Source organism: Microbacterium murale (assembly GCF_030815955.1).
GTDB lineage: Bacteria > Actinomycetota > Actinomycetes > Actinomycetales > Microbacteriaceae > Microbacterium > Microbacterium murale_A.
Window position 1 is genome coordinate 3550804 of record NZ_JAUSXK010000001.1, and the last position, 18607, is coordinate 3569410.

General features: G+C 65.3%; 22 protein-coding genes. 17 read left to right on the forward strand and 5 right to left on the reverse strand.

All coding sequences use genetic code 11. The annotated features are described in order from the left end of the window. Positions 1-72 precede the first annotated feature (72 nt). The gene (locus QFZ46_RS17095; RefSeq protein ID WP_307363399.1) at positions 73-675 is read left to right on the forward strand and encodes a histidine phosphatase family protein; all 603 of its coding nucleotides are present in this window, start codon (positions 73-75) and stop codon (positions 673-675) included. A gap of 13 nt (positions 676-688) precedes the next feature. Here QFZ46_RS17095 and QFZ46_RS17100 read toward each other — a convergent pair whose 3' ends face one another. After that, complete coding sequence (locus tag QFZ46_RS17100) at positions 689-1153, reverse strand: GNAT family N-acetyltransferase (RefSeq protein ID WP_307363400.1); 465 nt, start codon at positions 1151-1153, stop codon at positions 689-691. 70 nt (positions 1154-1223) lie between these two features. Here QFZ46_RS17100 and dapB point away from each other — a divergent pair, with 70 nt between their 5' ends. Beyond that, the gene (gene dapB, locus QFZ46_RS17105; protein WP_307363401.1) at positions 1224-1970 is read left to right on the forward strand and encodes a 4-hydroxy-tetrahydrodipicolinate reductase; all 747 of its coding nucleotides are present in this window, start codon (positions 1224-1226) and stop codon (positions 1968-1970) included. Next, the gene (locus QFZ46_RS17110) at positions 1970-2410 is read left to right on the forward strand and encodes a hypothetical protein (protein WP_307363402.1); all 441 of its coding nucleotides are present in this window, start codon (positions 1970-1972) and stop codon (positions 2408-2410) included. Before dapB ends, QFZ46_RS17110 begins: the two co-directional genes overlap by 1 nt. Before the next feature lie 22 nt (positions 2411-2432). Here QFZ46_RS17110 and QFZ46_RS17115 read toward each other — a convergent pair whose 3' ends face one another. From QFZ46_RS17115 to QFZ46_RS17125, 3 genes are all read right to left on the reverse strand, one after another. Beyond that, positions 2433-2858 (reverse strand): OsmC family peroxiredoxin, encoded by a 426-nt coding sequence (locus QFZ46_RS17115; RefSeq protein ID WP_307363403.1) that lies wholly within the window; start codon positions 2856-2858, stop codon positions 2433-2435. A gap of 71 nt (positions 2859-2929) precedes the next feature. Then, positions 2930-3499, reverse strand: a complete 570-nt coding sequence (locus QFZ46_RS17120; protein WP_307363404.1) for a DUF4395 domain-containing protein — start codon at positions 3497-3499, stop codon at positions 2930-2932. Further along, positions 3496-3936, reverse strand: a complete 441-nt coding sequence (locus QFZ46_RS17125; protein WP_307363405.1) for a TlpA family protein disulfide reductase — start codon at positions 3934-3936, stop codon at positions 3496-3498. Before QFZ46_RS17125 ends, QFZ46_RS17120 begins: the two co-directional genes overlap by 4 nt. A gap of 113 nt (positions 3937-4049) precedes the next feature. On the opposite strand from QFZ46_RS17125, the gene QFZ46_RS17130 reads away from it, so the two are divergent. From QFZ46_RS17130 to QFZ46_RS17140, 3 genes are read left to right on the forward strand one after another with little or no spacing between them, the layout of a single operon-like run. Continuing rightward, positions 4050-4859, forward strand: a complete 810-nt coding sequence (locus QFZ46_RS17130; RefSeq protein WP_307363406.1) for a thymidylate synthase — start codon at positions 4050-4052, stop codon at positions 4857-4859. A gap of 17 nt (positions 4860-4876) precedes the next feature. After that, positions 4877-5353: a dihydrofolate reductase gene (locus tag QFZ46_RS17135; protein ID WP_307364658.1), complete on the forward strand. Its 477-nt coding sequence runs from the start codon at positions 4877-4879 to the stop codon at positions 5351-5353. Next, positions 5353-6114 carry an SDR family NAD(P)-dependent oxidoreductase gene (locus QFZ46_RS17140; protein ID WP_307363407.1) on the forward strand — a complete coding sequence of 254 codons (762 nt, stop codon included), beginning with the start codon at positions 5353-5355 and terminating at the stop codon, positions 6112-6114. Before QFZ46_RS17135 ends, QFZ46_RS17140 begins: the two co-directional genes overlap by 1 nt. 7 nt (positions 6115-6121) lie before the next feature. On the opposite strand, the gene QFZ46_RS17145 is transcribed toward QFZ46_RS17140, so the two are convergent. Next, a complete protein-coding gene (locus QFZ46_RS17145; RefSeq protein WP_307363408.1) occupies positions 6122-6655 on the reverse strand; it encodes an NUDIX domain-containing protein in 534 nt (177 codons plus the stop codon). A gap of 55 nt (positions 6656-6710) precedes the next feature. Here QFZ46_RS17145 and dapA point away from each other — a divergent pair, with 55 nt between their 5' ends. The 11 genes from dapA to miaA all read left to right on the forward strand — a co-directional run bounded on the left by dapA (position 6711) and on the right by miaA (position 18593). Further along, positions 6711-7688: a 4-hydroxy-tetrahydrodipicolinate synthase gene (gene dapA, locus QFZ46_RS17150; protein WP_188436794.1), complete on the forward strand. Its 978-nt coding sequence runs from the start codon at positions 6711-6713 to the stop codon at positions 7686-7688. Between the two features lie 68 nt (positions 7689-7756). After that, positions 7757-9433, forward strand: a complete 1677-nt coding sequence (locus QFZ46_RS17155) for a ribonuclease J (protein ID WP_307363409.1) — start codon at positions 7757-7759, stop codon at positions 9431-9433. Positions 9434-9496: 63 nt separating this feature from the next. Beyond that, entirely contained in the window at positions 9497-12232 is a 2736-nt protein-coding gene (locus QFZ46_RS17160; RefSeq protein ID WP_307363410.1) for an FtsK/SpoIIIE family DNA translocase, read from the forward strand. Further along, positions 12232-12810, forward strand: a complete 579-nt coding sequence (gene pgsA / locus QFZ46_RS17165) for a CDP-diacylglycerol--glycerol-3-phosphate 3-phosphatidyltransferase (RefSeq protein ID WP_307363411.1) — start codon at positions 12232-12234, stop codon at positions 12808-12810. The genes QFZ46_RS17160 and pgsA overlap by 1 nt, the downstream gene beginning before the upstream one ends. Continuing rightward, entirely contained in the window at positions 12807-13289 is a 483-nt protein-coding gene (locus QFZ46_RS17170) for a CinA family protein (protein ID WP_307363412.1), read from the forward strand. Before pgsA ends, QFZ46_RS17170 begins: the two co-directional genes overlap by 4 nt. A gap of 156 nt (positions 13290-13445) precedes the next feature. Continuing rightward, positions 13446-13754 carry a helix-turn-helix domain-containing protein gene (locus QFZ46_RS17175; RefSeq protein ID WP_033104592.1) on the forward strand — a complete coding sequence of 103 codons (309 nt, stop codon included), beginning with the start codon at positions 13446-13448 and terminating at the stop codon, positions 13752-13754. A gap of 24 nt (positions 13755-13778) precedes the next feature. Next, a complete protein-coding gene (locus QFZ46_RS17180) occupies positions 13779-14003 on the forward strand; it encodes a DUF3046 domain-containing protein (RefSeq protein WP_307363413.1) in 225 nt (74 codons plus the stop codon). Positions 14004-14274: 271 nt separating this feature from the next. Further along, positions 14275-15330, forward strand: coding sequence for a recombinase RecA (gene recA, locus QFZ46_RS17185; RefSeq protein WP_307363414.1), 1056 nt, complete (start codon positions 14275-14277; stop codon positions 15328-15330). Further along, positions 15330-16103 carry a regulatory protein RecX gene (locus QFZ46_RS17190; RefSeq protein WP_307363415.1) on the forward strand — a complete coding sequence of 258 codons (774 nt, stop codon included), beginning with the start codon at positions 15330-15332 and terminating at the stop codon, positions 16101-16103. The genes recA and QFZ46_RS17190 overlap by 1 nt, the downstream gene beginning before the upstream one ends. Before the next feature lie 32 nt (positions 16104-16135). Then, entirely contained in the window at positions 16136-17689 is a 1554-nt protein-coding gene (miaB, locus tag QFZ46_RS17195) for a tRNA (N6-isopentenyl adenosine(37)-C2)-methylthiotransferase MiaB (protein ID WP_307363416.1), read from the forward strand. Further along, on the forward strand, positions 17682-18593 hold the full coding sequence (gene miaA / locus QFZ46_RS17200) for a tRNA (adenosine(37)-N6)-dimethylallyltransferase MiaA (protein ID WP_307363417.1): 912 nt from the start codon (positions 17682-17684) through the stop codon (positions 18591-18593). Before miaB ends, miaA begins: the two co-directional genes overlap by 8 nt. Positions 18594-18607 lie beyond the last annotated feature (14 nt).

Here is an 18607-nt window from a genome sequence, read left to right on the forward strand (position 1 = left end):
CGCTTGTCACAGGGGTGACATAGGGTGGAAGGACGCCTGGGCGAAAGCCGACGACGATGAAGCGAGTGGGTTGTGACGCATTACCTCTACCTGGTCAGACACGGTGAACAGCAGGACGCGGAACACGGACTCGATGACGGCCCCCTCTCGCCGCGGGGCGTGCGTCAGGCGGAATTGATCGCCGACAGGCTGTCAGGGCTTCCGTTGGACGCTGTCTGGCACTCTCCGCTGATCCGCGCGACCGAGACGGCTCGCACGATCGCTGAGCGGTTGCCCGCAGTGACACCGAAGCCCTCTGCATTGCTCTTCGACTGCGTGCCGACAGGCATGACAGAGGAGACGCCTGCGGCCTACGAGCCGTTCTTCGGTTCCGTGACGGATGCCGAGATCGAGGCGGGCAGCGCGCAGATGGCGGATGCCGTGAACGAGTTCCTCGTCCGCAAACAGGGTGACGTGCATGAGGTGCTCATCACACACAACTTCGTCATCTCGTGGTTCATCCGCGAAGTGCTCGGTGCCCCCGCGTGGCGGTGGATGACCATGAATCAGGCGAATGGCGGGCTCAGCATCATCGCCCAGAAGCAGGGGCGTCCATGGACGATGCTCACCCACAACGATCTCGCGCATCTCCCGGTCGAGCTGCGAACCGGCCTGCCCGACGCCATGCCGGTGTGAGCGGCGCCGCGTCTCAGAGCATCTTGCGGTACCAGCGCGTCGCGTTCCTGTTGTCGTTGTAGGCCTCGATCTGCTCGAAGCCGCTGCGTGTGTAGAGCGCGCCTGCGGCCTCGAGCGTGTGGTGGGTGTCGAGTACGAGCTCGGCCGCATCCCAGTCGCGGGCCCGGCGCTCAAGCTCTTCGAGGATCGCGCGTCCCCAGCCTTGACCGCGGGTCACGGGCTTGAGGAACAGGTGCTTGACCTCGTAACGGATGCCGGCGTCGCTGTCTTCGAGACGCCGAATGCCGCCGCAGCCGATCGGTGCGCCCTCCGGGCCGGCGAGCAGGAACACGCCGGCCGGGCTTTCGAACGCCGTGGGATCAGGGAACATGGTGGTGTATGCGCCCCCGGGGAACTCTTCGGCGCGCAGTGCGAAGTACTCGGCGAGGATCGCGTGGGATTCAGAGGTCGCAGGGGACGATGGGCGCAACTCGAGCATGCTCTCAACGCTACTCGCCGCGCCGGGCCCACCGGTCACAGGGCGACCAGCCGCTGAATAGACTGGATGCATGACCAAGAAGGTGGCACTCGTCGGCGGAACGGGAAAGCTCGGGACGATCATCGGGCAGGTGATCGACGAGCTCGAGGGGTTCGAAGTCGTTCGTGTTCTCACGTCCTCGAGTGATCTGTCTGAGCTTGATGGTGCAGACCTGGTGGTGGATGCCTCGACGCCCCAGGTGAGCGTCGACGTCGTACGTGCAGCCGTCGGGCGGGGGATCAATATTCTGGTCGGCACGTCGGGGTGGTCGGCTGAGCGCATCGCTCTCGTGCGCCCGCTCGTCGAGGCGGCAGGGACCGGTGCCGTATTCATCCCGAACTTCTCGCTCGGCTCTGTCCTGGGCTCGGCCCTGGCGGCCGCGGCTGCGCCCTTCTTCTCGTCGGTGGAGATCATCGAGGCGCATCGCGACACCAAGACCGACTCGCCGAGCGGTACTGCGGTGCGCACCGCCGAACTCATCGCCGCTGCACGTGCGGAACAGGGGCCCGTCAACGCCCCCCACGCAGATCAGCGTGCGAGAGGGCAGCAGGTCGCAAGCGTGCCGATCCACTCGCTGCGCAGGCCCGGCGTGATCGCTCGGCAGGACGTCATCCTCTCCGGACCAGGTGAGTCTCTCACCCTCACTCACGACACGGTGGACTCCGCCGACGCATACGCCCCCGGCATCCGGCTTGCCGTGCCGTTCGCGCTTGACGCCCTAGGCGTCTTCGTCGGGCTCGAGAACATGATCGACATCGGGATCCGGACCCGCTCGTGATGACGCGCATCGGCGTCGCCGTCATCGCGGCGGCGCTGGTCCTTTATTTCGTGCTCATGGGGCAGAAGGCGATTCTGTTCATCGGGAGCGGCGACCCGGTCGGCATCGCCATGGGCATCGCCCTGATCGTGCTGCCGCTCATCGGCGTCTGGGCGCTGGTACGTGAGATCCAATTCGGCGTTCACGCAGAGAAGCTCGGCACGAAACTCGACGCCGAAGGCGGCATGCCGGAAGCCGAGACGGAACTGACGCCCAGCGGCCGCATCGCGAAGAAGGACGCGGAACCGCTCATCCAGCGGTACACGTCCGACACCGACGCGGCCCCCGACGACTGGCGGGCACGTTATCGACTCGGTGTGGTTCAGGATGCTGCGGGCCACCGCAAAGATGCTCGGGCGAGCATCCGGGCGGCGATCCGGCTGGCGAGGCAGAAGGACTGATTCCTTCGCCGGCGCATACCGATCAGGCGAGCGTCGCCTCAAGCGTGATCTCGATGCCTGCCAGCGCCTGAGACACCGGGCAACCGGTCTTCGCCCCCTCGGCGATCTCCTGGAACAGCTCCTGCGTGAGGCCGGGAACTGTCGCGTTCACATTCAAGTGGCTGCCTGTGATGCCGACGCCAGGTTTGAAGGTCACCGATGCCGTGGTGTTGACGCGCTCGGGCGGAGTGCCGTTGTCGGCCAGCGCGTTCGAGAGCGCCATGCTGAAGCACGAGGAGTGCGCGGCGGCGATGAGTTCCTCAGGTGTCGTGGTGGTGTCGGAGCCCTCGCTGCGCGCCTTCCAGTTGATCGGGAACGTGCCGAGGTTCGACGAGGAGAAGGCGACGTTGCCGGAGCCTTCCATGAGGGAACCGTTCCAGGTGGCGGTCGCTTCGCTTGTGACGGGCATGGTTCCTCCAAGGGTCGTGACAGAGTGTGCGGCCAGCCTATCGACCTGGAGGCCGGCGGGGAACCGCCGGCTCAGGCGTGGGCAGTCCTGCCGACGACGCCGGCACGCTGCAGAAGCAGGTAGATCTGGCAACCGAGGCAGAAGTTGAACGCCGCGTTGAGGAATGCAGCGATGAAGGCGGCTCCGGCCGCGACGGGAAGCGCCCACGGTACGCCCAGCAGGTGCAGCACGAGACCGATCGTGACCACGAAAAGACCGACGCCCTGCGCGAAGCGCGGCGGTCGCGGATCCTCAAGCGCCGCCGGGGGAGCGAGACGCGGACGGATGATGCGGCGGAAGAGCACACCCCACGGCGCCGTGCGCGGCGACGACACGCCCCACAGGAACAGCAGCGCGATGATGACGAGGAGCAGGAAGCCGGGGTCGAGCGCGCGTTGCGTCAGAGTGGCTGCGGGGAGTGCCCAGCCGGCATCGGACACGAGGACTGCGTCGGCGAGGGGTTGGTATGCGAACCACGTGGCGCCCGCTTGCGCGGTGGAGATCCCGACCAGGCTCAGCAGCAGTGCGACGAGCAGCAGTACGGTCGTGATGGTCGCGGCGAAGCGCGGTCCTCGCGGGTCGATGCCGGCGGGCTCGCTCATTTCTGCTCCTGACGGTGAAGTGTGAGTACGGATGCGAGTGCATCTTCGATCGCGCTGCGATGCGGCACCCCGCCCCAACGCGACAGCACCGCCCCCGACGCGTCGACGAGAAAGGTCGTCGGCGTCTGCAGCACGTGATAACGAGTGGCGAGGTCATTGCGATTCGTCAGATCGATCTCGACGTGACTGACGCCGGAGTGCGCGTCGGCGATCTGGCCGAGCAGACGTCGCACCTGCGGGCATCGCGCGCACAGCTCGGTGCTGAACTGCACCAGCGTGGCGGTCTCGTCGAACGTCGATCCGGCGAGGTCCTCCGATCGAACCTGAAGGTGTCCGCCTGAGCGCCGTCGGCCGTCCTGTGCGCGCACGAAGATTCCGCACACGATCGCGAGTGCCACGATGGCGCCGGTGATCACGAATGCGATGGAGACGGACATTCCCCGAGAATACGTCGCGCAGCGGCGTTCGCTGCGGATATGACAGAGGATGACGTGCGACCCTCGTGCCGTCATCCGCCTGCGATGTCTGAGAGCCGGGTATCGTGGCAGGCATGAGCGCAGCCGTCCCCACGCCGTACGAAGACCTGCTCCGTGATGTGCTGGACTCCGGTACCCATAAAGACGATCGCACCGGCACGGGCACGACGAGCGTCTTCGGCCGGCAGATCCGCTTCGACCTGTCGAAGGGGTTCCCGCTGATCACGACGAAGCGCGTGCACTTCAAGTCGATCGCGTATGAGCTGCTCTGGTTCCTCCGCGGTGACTCCAACGTGAAGTGGCTGCAGGACAACGGCGTCTCCATCTGGGATGAGTGGGCGGACGCCGACGGTGATCTCGGTCCGGTCTACGGGGTGCAGTGGCGCTCCTGGCCGACGCCGGACGGCGGACACATCGACCAGTTGGCGCAGGTGATCGACCAGATCCGCGTCACCCCCGACTCTCGGCGACTGATCGTCTCGGCCTGGAACCCCGCCGACATCCCCGACATGGCTCTGGCTCCCTGCCACGCGCTGTTCCAGTTCTATGTCGCCGACGGCAAGCTGTCGTGCCAGCTGTATCAGCGCAGCGCCGACATGTTCCTCGGCGTGCCGTTCAACATCGCCAGCTACGCGTTGCTGACCATGATGATCGCGCAACAGGTCGGACTGGAACCCGGCGACTTCGTCTGGACCGGCGGCGACTGCCACGTCTACGACAACCACCTCGAGCAGGTGCGCGAGCAGTTGACGCGCGACGCCTACCCGTACCCGACCCTCCGCTTCGCGCGGAAGCCGGAGTCGATCCTCGACTACGAGTACTCCGACTTCGTGGTCGAGGACTATCAGCACCACTCTCCGATTCGCGCGGCGGTGGCGGTGTGAACGCAGTGCCGCTCGAACTGCCGTGGGTCGGATTGATCTGGGCCGAGGCTGCCGGTGGTGTGATCGGCGCGTCGGGGGGCATGCCTTGGCATGTGCCGGAGGATCTCGCGCACTTCAAAGAGACCACTCTCACCGCGCCGGTCGTGATGGGCCGCAAGACGTGGGATTCGCTGCCTGAGCGCTTCCGTCCGCTGCCGGATCGAGAGAACATCGTCATCACGCGCCAGCAGGATTGGGCAGCCGACGGCGCCCGTCGCGCCGCAGACCTTGCCGACGCGGTCCGCGGACTCCAGAAGATCTGGATCATCGGCGGCGCGGAGATCTTCGCCCAAGTGATTCAAGATGCCGATCGCCTGGAGGTCACCGAACTCGATCTCGAGGTCGAGGGCGATGCCTTTGCGCCCTCCAAGGAGGGCTGGCGACTCGTCGACGAGGGGGAGTGGCAGACCTCGCGCACCGGCATCCGATTCCGCTTCCTCGGATACGAGCGCTGATGCCCACTGCGCTGATCACCGGCGCCAGCGCGGGTCTCGGTGCGGAGTTCGCCCACCAGCTCGCGGCGCGCGGCGCCGATCTCGTGCTGGTCGCACGCTCGGCGGAAGCGCTCGAGAGGCTCGCCGCTGCGCTGCGAACCGACCACGGGGTCGTCGTCGAGGTCCTGCCGGCCGATCTGGTGAACGAGGATGACGTAGCCCGTGTCATCGAACGGATCGCTGAGCCGCAGCATCCGATCGACCTGCTCGTCAACAACGCCGGCTTCGGACTGCCGCTGCACTTCGCCGACAACGACATCGATGACGAGGTGCGGCATCTGCGCATCCACGTCGAGGCGCCGATGCGACTGATGCACGCGGCCCTCGGCACGATGCGGGGACGCGGAGGACGCATCGTCAACGTCGCCTCGGTGGCAGGATTCATCTCGCGTTCGACCTACTCCGCATGCAAGCAGTGGCTGATCGGCTTCAGCCGGTGGGCGAACGCCGAGTATGCGCGCGACGGAGTGACCGTGACGGCGGTCTGTCCCGGCTTCACCCACACGAGTTTCCACGAGCGCATGGGGCTGGAGCCGGGCCACGAGGGCATACCGGCGATCGGTTGGTTGGACGCGAAGGATGTGGTGCGCGACGGCCTGCGCGACGCGGCTCGCGGCAAGGCGGTGTCTGTCCCTTCGCTGCGCTACAAGCTCGTCGTCGCGCTCACGAAGATCCTGCCCTCGTCGCTGACAGCCCGCGCTGCGAGGCGTGGGCGAGTCTGAGACGAGGTCAGCGGAACCGCCCGAGGTGGATGCCGGCGTAGGCCAGCGCTGCCACGGTTTCGCCATCGGAGATCCGCCCGTCCGCGATCATGCTCAGCACTTCGTCGAAGTGCACCCACGCGACGTCTTCGATGCCCTCCTCCTCGAGTGCTCCGCCGTCGGCTGCGTGCAGTCCGCGAGCGAGGAAGACGTGCTCTGGTGCCACTGTCACGCCGTTCAGTGCGTTCATGGTGCCGATCGCGATCCATTCATCCGCGCGCAGTCCCGTCTCCTCGAGCAGTTCGCGCTGTGCCGCGATCAGCGCGTCCTCGCCGTCGCTTCCACCGGCCGGCACCTCGACCGAGCGCCCGACCGTGTAGCGATCGAGGGTGACGAGGCACACCCGCTCCTGATCGTCGAGCGCGACGATGAAGACGGCTGGATGATGCAGCGTCACCACCCCGTATATCCCGTCACCCGCTGGCCCGGTGACAGCATCCTCACGCACCGAGATCCAGGCATTCTCATACATGATCCGGGAGTCGTTGGTCCGCCACGTCATGCCCTGGAGCCTATCCGGCGTGATGAGTTCGAGCATGAACCGATACGCTGGAACCATGACGCACTCGGGCAATCCTTTCGGACAGGTTCTCGTCGCGCTCGTCACTCCGATGACGGCCGACGGCGAAGTCGACTGGCCCGCCGTCGAGAAGCACATGGATGACGTCATCACCGCTGGTGCAGACGGCATCGTCGTGACGGGAACGACCGGCGAGACCTCGACGCTCACCGACCCGGAGAAGCTCAAGCTCGTCGAGGTCGGCAAGTCCGTCGCCGCCGGTCGCGCGAAGATCATCACCGGGGGCGGCTCGAACGAGACCGCGCACGCGATCGAGCTCTACAAAGCCAGCGAGAAGGCCGGCGCCGACGGCATCATGATCGTCACGCCGTACTACAACAAGCCCACGCAGGCCGGTATCCTGACGCACTTCCGCCTCGTCGCGGACGCCACAGACCTGCCGGTGATCCTGTACGACATCCCCGGCCGCACGGGTGTGCCGATCAAGTACGAGACGATCCTGCGTCTCGCGAAGCACCCCAACATCCTCGCGGTCAAGGACGCCAAGGGCGACTTCAGCGAGGTCAGCCGTGTGCTGAACCAGACCGATCTGATGTACTTCTCCGGCGACGACGCGAACGCCCTGCCGCACCTCGCGATCGGTGCGACCGGCCTGATCGGTGTGACCGCGAACATCACGGCGACGCCGTACCGCACGATCGTGGATGCAGTGAACCGCGGAGATCTCGCGGCCGCGACCGCAGAGCACAAGCGACTCGAGCCTCTCGTGCGCGCCACTATGACGCATGTCCCTGGCACTGTGTCCGCGAAGTACATCCTGCACGGCCTCGGCCGCATCTCCAGTCCCCGCGTCCGCCTGCCCCTCGTGGGGCCGGAGGAGTGGGAAGCCGCGCTCATCGAAGACGAGCTCGCCCTCGTGACCGATGTTCCCGGCGCCGATTTCTCGAACTTCCGCCCCGACCGCAACGCGGCCGCCGGCGGCGCGTTGCCGAAGGTGCATGGCACGACGCGCTGAGACGACGGGCGCGTCGCGCGCCCATAAGCACGAACGGGCACGACGTGTGTCCGACTGAGGAGACATCAATGTCCATTCCCATCTCCGCCCCCGCACCGCTCGCCGAAGGCGCTCTCCGTGTCATCCCTCTGGGTGGCCTCGGCGAGATCGGTCGCAACATGACGACCTTCGAGTACGACGGCAAGATCCTGATCGTCGACTGCGGCGTGCTGTTCCCGGAAGAGCACCAGCCAGGCGTCGATCTGATCCTGCCCGACTTCGAGCCCATCAAGGATCGCCTCGACGACATCGTCGGAGTGATGCTGACACACGGCCACGAGGACCACATCGGTGCTGTGCCCTATCTGTTGCGCCTGAAGGGCGACATCCCGCTGATCGGTTCCGGCCTGACCCTCGCGCTCGTGGAAGCGAAGCTCAAGGAGCACCGGATCAAGCCGTACACCCTCACGGTGAAGGAGGGCCAGCAGGAGAAGGTCGGTCCCTTCGATCTCGAGTTCATCGCGGTCAACCACTCCATCCCCGACGCGCTGGCGGTCGCCATCCGCACGCCCGCCGGAATGGCGCTCGCGACCGGCGACTTCAAGATGGACCAGCTGCCGCTCGACGGCCGCATCACCGACCTGCGCGCGTTCTCGCGCCTCGGCGAAGAGGGCGTTGATCTGTTCCTCGTCGACTCGACCAACGCCGACGTTCCCGGTTTCACGCCCACGGAGCGCTCGATCGGCCCCGTGCTCGACCAGGTGATCGCGAAGGCTCCGCGCCGGGTCATCGTCGCCAGCTTCTCCAGCCACGTGCATCGCGTCCAGCAGGTGCTGGACGCCGCTCACGCGAACGGACGACGCGTCGCCCTGCTCGGCCGCAGCATGGTGCGCAACATGACGATCGCCGCCGACCTCGGCTACCTCAAGGTGCCGGAGAACGTGCTGATCGACTACAAGAAGGCCAGAGATCTCCCCGACGAGAAGATCGTCTACATGTCCACCGGCTCGCAGGGCGAGCCGATGGCGGTGCTCAGCCGCATGGCCAATCTCGACCACGCGATCGAGGTGGGCGAGGGCGACACGGTGATTCTCGCGTCCAGCCTGATCCCCGGCAACGAGAATGCGGTGTACCGCGTGATCGACGGGCTGACCAAGCTCGGAGCCAACGTCGTGCACAAGGCCAACGCGAAGGTGCACGTCTCAGGACACGCGGCTGCAGGCGAGCTGATCTACTGCTACAACATCCTGCGGCCGAAGAACGTGCTGCCGGTGCACGGCGAGTATCGCCACCTCATGGCGAACGCCAAACTCGCGCAGGCCACCGGCATCCCGGAGGCGAACACGATCCTCGCGTCGAACGGCACGATCATCGACCTCAAGGACGGCCGGGTGCACATCGCGGGCCAGCTCGACATCGGGTTCGTTTACGTGGACGGCTCCACGGTCGGAGAGATCACCGATGCCGATCTCAAGGATCGCCGGATTCTCGGTGAGGAGGGCTTCGTCTCGATCATCATCGTGGTGGATGCCGCGACCGGCCGCATCATCACGGGGCCGGAGATCCATGCCAGAGGCATCGCCGAGGACGACTCGGTGTTCGATGATGTGGTCCCGAAGATCGTGGCGGCACTGAAGGAGGCCTCAGGCAACGGAGTCCGCGACACCCACGCGTTGTCTCAGGTGGTTCGCCGCACTATCGGTCGCTGGGTGAACCAGAAGCTGCGCCGTCGTCCGATGATCGTCCCGCTCGTCATCGAGGCGTAGGCCATTCGGGGGGAAAGCCGCGTCATTACGCGGCTTGTCGGCGCCTCGCCGTAGGCTTTCAACATGGCCAGGAGCACCACCAAGACCTCGCGCGCGTCTGAGAAGGCTCCCGCGCGCTCGAGGGCGCAGACGGCCCCCACCAAGAAGCTGCCGGCTACGCCGAAGAAGTACATCGACGAGGTCGACAAGCCTCCCGTGGCCGTGCGCGCCTGGCTCGGCCTGGCGCACGGCGTCGGGGGGCTCTTCCGTGCCTTCGGGCCGGAGGCTCTCGAGAAAGACCAGCGTCGCGACGGGTTCCCATTGTTCCTGGTGCTGTTGGCATGCCTCGGCGCGGTCAACGAGTGGTTCTTCATCGGCAACGAGGTCGCTCAGAACATCAGCGCGTACTCGGTGGGCCTGATGATCGGCCGCACCGCGTTCCTGATGCCGGTGCTGCTGCTGATCCTCGCCGCCTGGTTGTTCCGCCATCCGTCGTCGGTGCACGACAACGGAAGGATCGGGATCGGCTTCGGTCTGTTCGTGCTCTCCATCGCCGGCATCTGCCACCTGGCCGGCGGGCAGCCGGAGCCGAAGTCCGGAATGCCCGCGCTCAGCGCCGCGGGCGGGTTGTTCGGCTGGATGCTGGGCGAGCCGTTGGCCTACCTGACGACCGTCGTCGCGTACGTCGTGCTCGGAGTGCTGGCTGCTCTCAGCATCCTGATCATCACCAAGACGCCGCCGAATCGCATCGGGGCCAGGCTGGGAGATCTGTACGCCTGGATGTTCGGCGCTGAGCGGGTCGAGAAGCCAGCCGCCGACGAGAAGAGCGCTGCTGACAAGGCAGAGGGCTCGTTCGACGAGGACGACGACCCGAACGTCCTTCCCTGGTGGCGCCGCAACAAGACCGGTCGCGAAGAGGACCCCGACGAGGGGATCGGCTCGCAGGACCTCACTGAACTGCTGTCCCCCAACGACGGACCGGTCGACAACACCGCGTACGATCAGGCGGTCATCGTCGCAGACCCCACGGATGCTGCCACCGAGATACTCACCGACGTGCAGAACGTGATGGAGAAGCTCGGCGCGCAAGGCGGGACGGCCCTCCTCGACGATTCCGGCGACACGGGGGAGCAGCCCGAGCTTCCCGGGCTCTCCGGCTTCGGAACCGACGGCCCGGGGGATCGCGGACTGCAGGCGCCAAGCACGCCGTACTCTCTGCCCTCGCCAGGAGTGCTCAGCGCAGGGCCGCCTTCAGTGGCCCGCTCAGAGGCGAACGACAAGATCGTCGAGCAGATCACAAGCGTGCTCTCGCAGTTCAAGATCGATGCCAAGGTGACCGGATTCTCGCGCGGACCGACGGTGACGCAGTACGAGGTCGAGGTCGGACACGGCGTCAAGGTCGAGAAGATCACTCAGTTGAGCAACAACATCGCGTACGCCGTGGCGTCGAATGACGTGCGCATCCTCTCGCCGATTCCCGGCAAGAGCGCGATCGGTATCGAGATCCCGAACACCGACCGCGAGACGGTCGCGCTCGGTGACGTCATCCGCTCAGCGGCAGCCCACAAGAGCACTCACCCGCTGACGGTCGGCGTCGGCAAGGATGTCGGCGGCAACTTCGTCGTGGCGAACCTCGCGAAGATGCCCCATCTGCTGGTCGCCGGCTCCACCGGCTCCGGTAAGTCGAGCTTCGTGAACTCCATGATCACGAGTCTGCTGATGCGGGCGCGTCCGTCAGACGTGCGCATGGTGCTGATCGACCCGAAGCGCGTCGAACTCACGAGCTATGCCGGAGTGCCGCACCTGATCACGCCCATCATCACCAACCCGAAGAAGGCAGCGGAGGCCCTCCAGTGGGTGGTGAAGGAGATGGACATGCGGTACGACGATCTTGCGTCGTTCGGCTTCCGTCACATCGATGACTTCAACAAGGCAGTGCGCGCCGGTGAGGTCGAGGTTCCCCTCGGCAGCGAACGTGTGCTCAAGCCGTACCCGTATCTGCTGGTCGTCGTCGACGAGCTCGCCGACCTCATGATGGTCGCACCTCGTGACGTCGAGGACTCGATCGTTCGCATCACGCAGCTCGCCCGCGCCTCCGGCATCCACCTCGTGCTGGCGACGCAGCGCCCGAGCGTCGACGTCGTCACCGGTCTGATCAAGGCCAACGTACCCTCACGCCTCGCATTCGCGGTGACCAGTGTCACCGACAGCCGCGTGATCCTCGACAGCCCCGGTGCAGACAAGCTGATCGGCCAGGGCGATGCCCTCTTCTCACCGATGGGCTCGTCCAAGCCGTTCCGGCTGCAGGGCGCATGGGTCGAGGAGAGCGAGATCGACGCGGTCGTGAAGCACGTCACCGCGCAGGCTCGACCCGAGTACCGGTCCGATGTGCAGGAAGCGCTGGAGCCGACGAGGAAGAAGGAAGTCGACGAAGACATCGGCGACGACCTCGAAGTGCTGCTCGCAGCCGCCGAGCTCGTCGTCTCGTCCCAATTCGGATCGACCTCCATGCTGCAGCGCAAGCTGCGCGTCGGCTTCGCCAAGGCGGGACGCCTCATGGACCTGCTCGAGTCGCGTGAGATCGTCGGGCCGTCGGAGGGATCGAAGGCTCGTGATGTGCTCGTGACCGCTGAGCAGCTGCCTGACGTCATGGCGAAACTGCGTGGGGATGACCCTCCAGGCGCTGCACCGGCGCCCTCGGCACCCGCGATGCAGCCGGGTCCGGCTCACGATCCCATAGAGGACCAGTTCCGTGGACTCCCAGTGGTCGATGAGGACGAGGGCGACGAAGACGCCTGGGGCTTGACGGGTCGCGACTGATGGCAATTCCTCGGCAGCTGCCGAACGCGATCACGGTCGCCAGGATCCCGCTCGCCGTCGTCTTCTTCGTCCTGTTGCTGCTGGGCGGCACATACGGATTCGATGACCTCGTGATCAGGTGGGTCGCGGGCGCCCTGTTCATCGTGGCCATCTCCACGGACTGGGTGGACGGATATCTCGCGCGCCGGTACGACATCGTCAGCGATTTCGGCAAGCTCTGGGATCCGATCGCGGACAAGCTTCTCACCGGTGCCGGTTTCATCGGACTCGCCATCCTCGCCGAATGGCCGTGGTGGATCGTGATCGTGATCCTGATCCGCGAGTGGGGCATCACGATTCACCGCTTCATCGTCGCCAGCAGTCACATCGTCGCCGCCGCATGGCTCGGAAAGGTCAAGACGGCAGTGCAGGGCGTCGCGCTCGGCTGGTGCCTGCTGCCGCTGCATCAGCTGATCGGCATGGACTGGTGGGTCGGGGTCGGCATCGTCCTGATGTACGTGACGCTCGCGCTCACCGTCATCAGCGGAGTCGACTATGTGCTCTCGCAGGTGCGCGGAGCACGTGCGGACAGAGCGTGAGCAGAGCAGCGGAGCTGGTGGCCGCGCTGACCCGGCGAGGATGGACTCTGGGCATTGCGGAATCGCTCACCGGTGGGGGGCTCACATCGGAGATCGTCTCGGTGCCCGGAGCATCGGCGACGCTGCTCGGCGGAGTGGTGGCCTACGCCACCCCTGTCAAAGGCTCGATGCTCGGAGTGGATACTGCGCTCCTGAACGAGTACGGACCCGTGCACCCGATGGTCGCGGCGCAGATGGCGACAGGCGTGCGTACGGCGGTCGCGGTCGACGGGCGACCCGCCGACGTCGGTCTCTCGACCACGGGCATCGCCGGACCCGATTCCCCTGACGGTCAGGTCGTGGGAACCGTGCATATCGGGATCGCGACTCCGTCGGGAGATCGTGCGATCGCGTTCCTGTTCGAGGGTGATCGCGCATCGATCAGAGCGCAGACCGTCGACGCGGCGATCGAGGCGCTGCTGGCGGAGATGCGGGAATAACCCGCGCCTCCATATCGTTTACATAAACGTGCCGAAGAAAGATGTGCTCACACCGAAAGCACAGCGTGAAACAGTAGTTTTTTCATCAGCAAGTCGGGTTAGACTGGCGATCCGTTCGGGGGCGACTCCGATGAGGGGAATGGAGAGGAGGTTCCGATGATTCTTGTACGACAGGAAATCGGCGATGTGCTGAGGGACTTCCGTCTGCAGAAGGGGCGTACCCTCCGGCAGGTCGCGGGCAAAGCCTCTGTGGCGCTCGGATATCTCAGCGAAGTCGAGCGTGGACAGAAGGAAGCATCCAGCGAGATCCTCGCGTCGGTTGCCGAAGCGCTGGACGTGCCCATCTCGATCATCATGCGCGAGGTAGGCGACCGCATCTCCGTGCTCGAGGGTATTCAAGTGTTCCCCGATGTGGTGCCTGACGATCTCGTCGCGTCGATCGAGCCCGAGCTCTCGCTGCACTGATCTGCAGCGAGGCAGACTTTATCAATGCGACGAAGCGAATTCCTTCGCGCGGTCGATCTCGAGTTCGGCGCGCGTGCATCAACTCTGACGACGGATCTCGTGCTCGACGCGCTCGGTAATCGGACTGCGTCCGAGGCTCTCGATGCTGGTGTTGCGCCACGCGACATCTGGTTGGCGCTGTGCGCTGAGACCGATGTACCCGCGGAGCGACGCTATGGCGTCGGCCGTCTGGAGCCGCGCAGGCGCTGACACAGCGCTTCTGTTGTCGTTCCTCTGATCGCTTTCGTCTCTCGCCCTATCGGCGTGTCGTCGAATATGTGTTCGAAGTGGGCGTAACGTTCTGCACAAGTGGTTTCGAGGTGATGTCATCCCCAGTTCGCGGGGCAGCCGATGCAATGTCGGAGGTCGCTCGTACGGTGAAGACAGGCCGAAAAGCCATACGCCTTGTCGGAGAGTTCGCCCCATCCGGGGCGGCCGCGACAGCCTACAGGCGGCACCACGCGAACAATAGGAGCACGTCATGCCATCAGCCGCAGACCGCGAGAAGTCCCTCGAGTCGGCTCTCGCCCAGATCGATCGTCAGTTCGGAAAGGGCTCAGTCATGCGGCTGGGCAGTGATGAGCGTGCGCCGGTCGCCGTCATTCCCACCGGCTCCATCGCCCTCGATGTCGCTCTTGGCGTCGGCGGACTGCCGCGTGGACGCATCGTGGAGATCTATGGTCCGGAATCTTCGGGTAAGACGACGCTGACGCTGCACGCGATCGCGAACGCCCAGAAAGCCGGAGGCATCGCTGCTTTCGTCGACGCCGAGCACGCGCTCGACCCCGAGTACGCCAAGAAGCTCGGTGTCGACATCGACGCACTTCTGGTCTCTCAGCCCGACACGGGTGAGCAGGCACTCGAGATCGCCGACATGCTCGTGCGCTCCGGTGCCATCGACCTCATCGTCATCGACTCGGTCGCGGCTCTGGTGCCCCGAGCCGAGATCGAGGGCGAAATGGGAGACTCGCACGTGGGTCTGCAGGCGCGTCTCATGTCGCAGGCGCTTCGCAAGCTGACCGGTGGTCTGAACCAGACCAACACCACGATGATCTTCATCAACCAGCTGCGTGAGAAGATCGGCGTGTTCTTCGGCTCGCCGGAGACGACCGCCGGTGGAAAGGCGCTGAAGTTCTACGCCTCGGTTCGCCTCGACATCCGTCGCATCGAGACGATGAAGGACGGCACTGAGGCAGTGGGTAACCGCACCCGGGTCAAGGTCGTGAAGAACAAGATGGCACCTCCCTTCAAGCAGGCGGAGTTCGACATCCTGTACGGAACGGGCATCTCGCGTGAGGGCAGCCTCATCGATTTCGGTGTCGAGCACGGCCTCGTGAAGAAGTCGGGCTCGTGGTACACGTACGACGGCGATCAGCTCGGGCAGGGCAAGGAGAACGCACGTTCGTTCCTCATCAAGAACGCCGACGTCGCCCTGGAGATCGAGACGAAGATCAAGCAGAAGCTCGGCATCGGTGGTGCCGTAGCCGACGCGGCTCCTGAGACTGCGGACGAACTCGCACAGCGTCGTCCGGCCTGATGACTGTCGATGACGGGGGCGGGGCCCGCCTCGCCCCCGTGATTCCCCTCTTTGGCGGCAAGGTCGCACCGGCGTCGGAGTTGCCAACGCACTCCGAGACGGCTCCGAGACGCACCGAGGCAGCGCCTGCGACGCTCCCATCGATCGAACCGTTGGAGTCTGAGTCCGCGGAAGAGGCACCCGGCTACGAGAATGCGCCGTCTCTATTGCGCGCGATACCCTCTGGCGCGGAACAGCCGGGTGAGCAAGAAGCCGAGCGTGACGCGGAGCAGATCCGTGAGGTCGGCGAAGAATCGCTTGTCCGAAAGCTCCGGGCGCGTTCACTGTCGATCTCAGAGGCGCGGCAGGTGCTGCGCGGCCACGATCTGGAACGCTCGCAGATCGATGATGTGATCGACGACTTCTGCAGGCGTGGTTATCTCGACGATGCCATCCTCGCTGAGCAACTGGTGATCTCGGGTATCGAGCGAAAAGGGCAGGGCCGGGTGGCGCTGTCCCGCGCCTTGAGCCAGCGTGGCATTCCGCGCGATGTCATCGACGCAGCTCTCGGCGATCTGCCGGACGACGACGCTGAACGCGCGTTGGAGTTCGCCAGAACCAAGGCGCGTTCGATGACACGGCTCGACTTCGACACCGCGCTGCGCAGGCTCATGGGTCAGCTCGCACGCCGTGGTTATGGAGGCTCAGTCGCCATGAGCGCGGCCAGAACGGCACTGACTGAGGCATCACTGGGAAAGCCGACCAGTGGGGTGCGGTTCGTCGACTCGGAGTGACTCGTCCGGATCGCTCGTAGAATGGGTTCACCATGACTATCCTGAGCAGCGAACCGACGATCATTCAAGCCTCGTCGGCGGCCGTCGACGCCGACGGACGTCAGCGGACATACGAGGTGCGCACCTTCGGGTGTCAGATGAACGTGCACGACTCCGAACGTCTGTCCGGATCGCTGGAGAGTGCAGGATACGTCCGCGCCGACGCCGCCGAAGAGGCTGACGTCGTCATCATCAACACGTGTGCGGTTCGTGACAACGCTGCAGGCAAGCTCTACGGCACCCTGGGACATCTCGCATCCGTCAAGCGCCGCAAAGACGGCATGCAGATCGCGGTCGGTGGGTGCCTCGCCCAGATGGACAAAGACGCGGTGCTCGACAAGGCGCCGTGGGTCGATGTGGTGTTCGGGACCCACAACATGGGTTCGCTCCCAGGGCTTCTCGAACGTGCGCGTCACAATGGCGACGCTGAGCTCGAGATCCTCGAATCCCTTGAGGTGTTCCCCTCGACGCTGCCGACCAAGCGGGATTCCGCGCACAGCGGGTGGGTGTCGATCTCGGTCGGATGCAACAACACCTGCACGTTCTGCATCGTGCCGAGTCTGCGGGGCAAAGAGAAAGACCGCCGCCCCGGCGACATCCTGAACGAGATCCGGTTGCTCGTGGAAGACGGAGCGATCGAGGTCACACTGCTCGGTCAGAATGTGAACTCCTACGGCGTCGAGTTCGGCGACCGTCAGGCCTTCGGCAAGCTACTGCGTGCCGCGGGCGAGATCGACGGTCTCGAACGCATCCGATTCACGAGCCCGCATCCCGCCGCCTTCACCGACGACGTCATCGACGCGATGGCAGAGACGCCGGCGGTCATGCCCCAGCTGCACATGCCGCTGCAGTCAGGCAGCGATCGCGTGCTCAAGGCGATGCGCCGTTCATACCGCAGTTCGAAGTTCCTCGGCATCCTCGACCGTGTTCGTGATCGCATGCCGTACGCGGCGATCTCGACCGACATCATCGTCGGGTTCCCCGGCGAGACCGACGAGGACTTCGAAGACACGATGCGTGTCGTCGAGCAGGCGCGGTTCGCGAACGCATTCACGTTCCAGTACTCCATTCGTGAGGGCACCCCCGCCGCGACGATGGAAGATCAGGTTCCCAAGGAAGTGGTGCAGGAGCGCTACAACCGCTTGCTCGCTCTGCAAGAACGCATCTCACTGGAAGAGAATCAGAAGCAGGTCGGCCGCGAGGTCGATGTGCTCGTCTCGGTGGGGGAAGGCAAGAAGGACGCGGAGACGCATCGTCTCACCGGGCGTGCAGAAGACAACCGCCTCGTGCACTTCGAGGTCACAGAGGGGTCGGAGATCCCACGTCCCGGCGACGTCGTGACGGTGAAGATCACGCACGGGGCGCCATTCCATCTTCTCGCCGACGATGAGAGCGGTTCGCCGTTGCGCATCCGCCGCACCCGTGGTGGTGACGCGTGGGATCGTGCTCAGGCCGATTCGTGCGGCGTTCCCGCGCCGAGCGGCGACGCTGCCGGCGCACCGCGCGCAGTGTCGCTCGGTCTTCCCACGCTTCGCGTCGGTGTCTAGTCCAGAGCCCCGCCTCTGGGCCGTCGTCGGTGCGACGGGAACGGGCAAGAGCGATCTTGGGCTTGACCTCGCCCAAGCCTTGAGGCGCTTCGGCAACCAGGCGGAGATCGTGAACGCCGATGCCATGCAGCTGTACCGTGGCATGGATATCGGCACGGCCAAGCTTCCGGTCGCCGAGCGACGCGGTATCCCTCACCACCTGTTCGACGTGCGCGACGTTCGTGACGAGGCTGCGGTCGCCTGGTACCAGCCACTCGCACGGGCCGCGATATCCGACATCCATCATCGGGGCGCAGACGCGATCCTGGTCGGTGGTTCGGGGCTCTATGTCTCCAGCGTGATCTTCGACTTCCAGTTCCCTCCGCGCGACGAAGCCGTTCGGCGGCGGTTGGAAGACGAGTTGGAAGCTCGAGGCCCGGCAGTGTTGTTCACCCGCCTTCAGGAAGAGGATCCCGCCACCGCAGCGCGTATCGATCCGAAGAACGGCCGCCGCGTCGTGCGCGCTCTCGAGGTGCTGCATCAGGGGGCACAGACGCACGGCGCCGCCCTGCCTGAAAAACCGAGGTCGTGGCATCCGTTCACACGCATCCTGGGGTTGCAGGTCGAACGCAGTGAACTCGTCGAGCGACTCGATCGCCGCGTAGAGCGCATGTGGGCGCAGGGGATTCTGGATGAGGTCCGTGCACTGCGCGATCTCGGACTTGAAGAGGGAGTGACTGCCCGGCGTGCGATCGGGTACGCGCAGGCGCTCGGGCAGCTCACGGGAACCCTCAGCGAAGCCGAGGCGATCGCCCAGACCCAAGCTCTCACGCGACGCTATGCGCGCCGTCAGGTGTCGTGGTTCAAACGCTATCCAGAGGTCGAATGGCTCAGTCCGGAAACGGATCCTCAGACGTTGCTCTGAAGAATGTCCGCAGC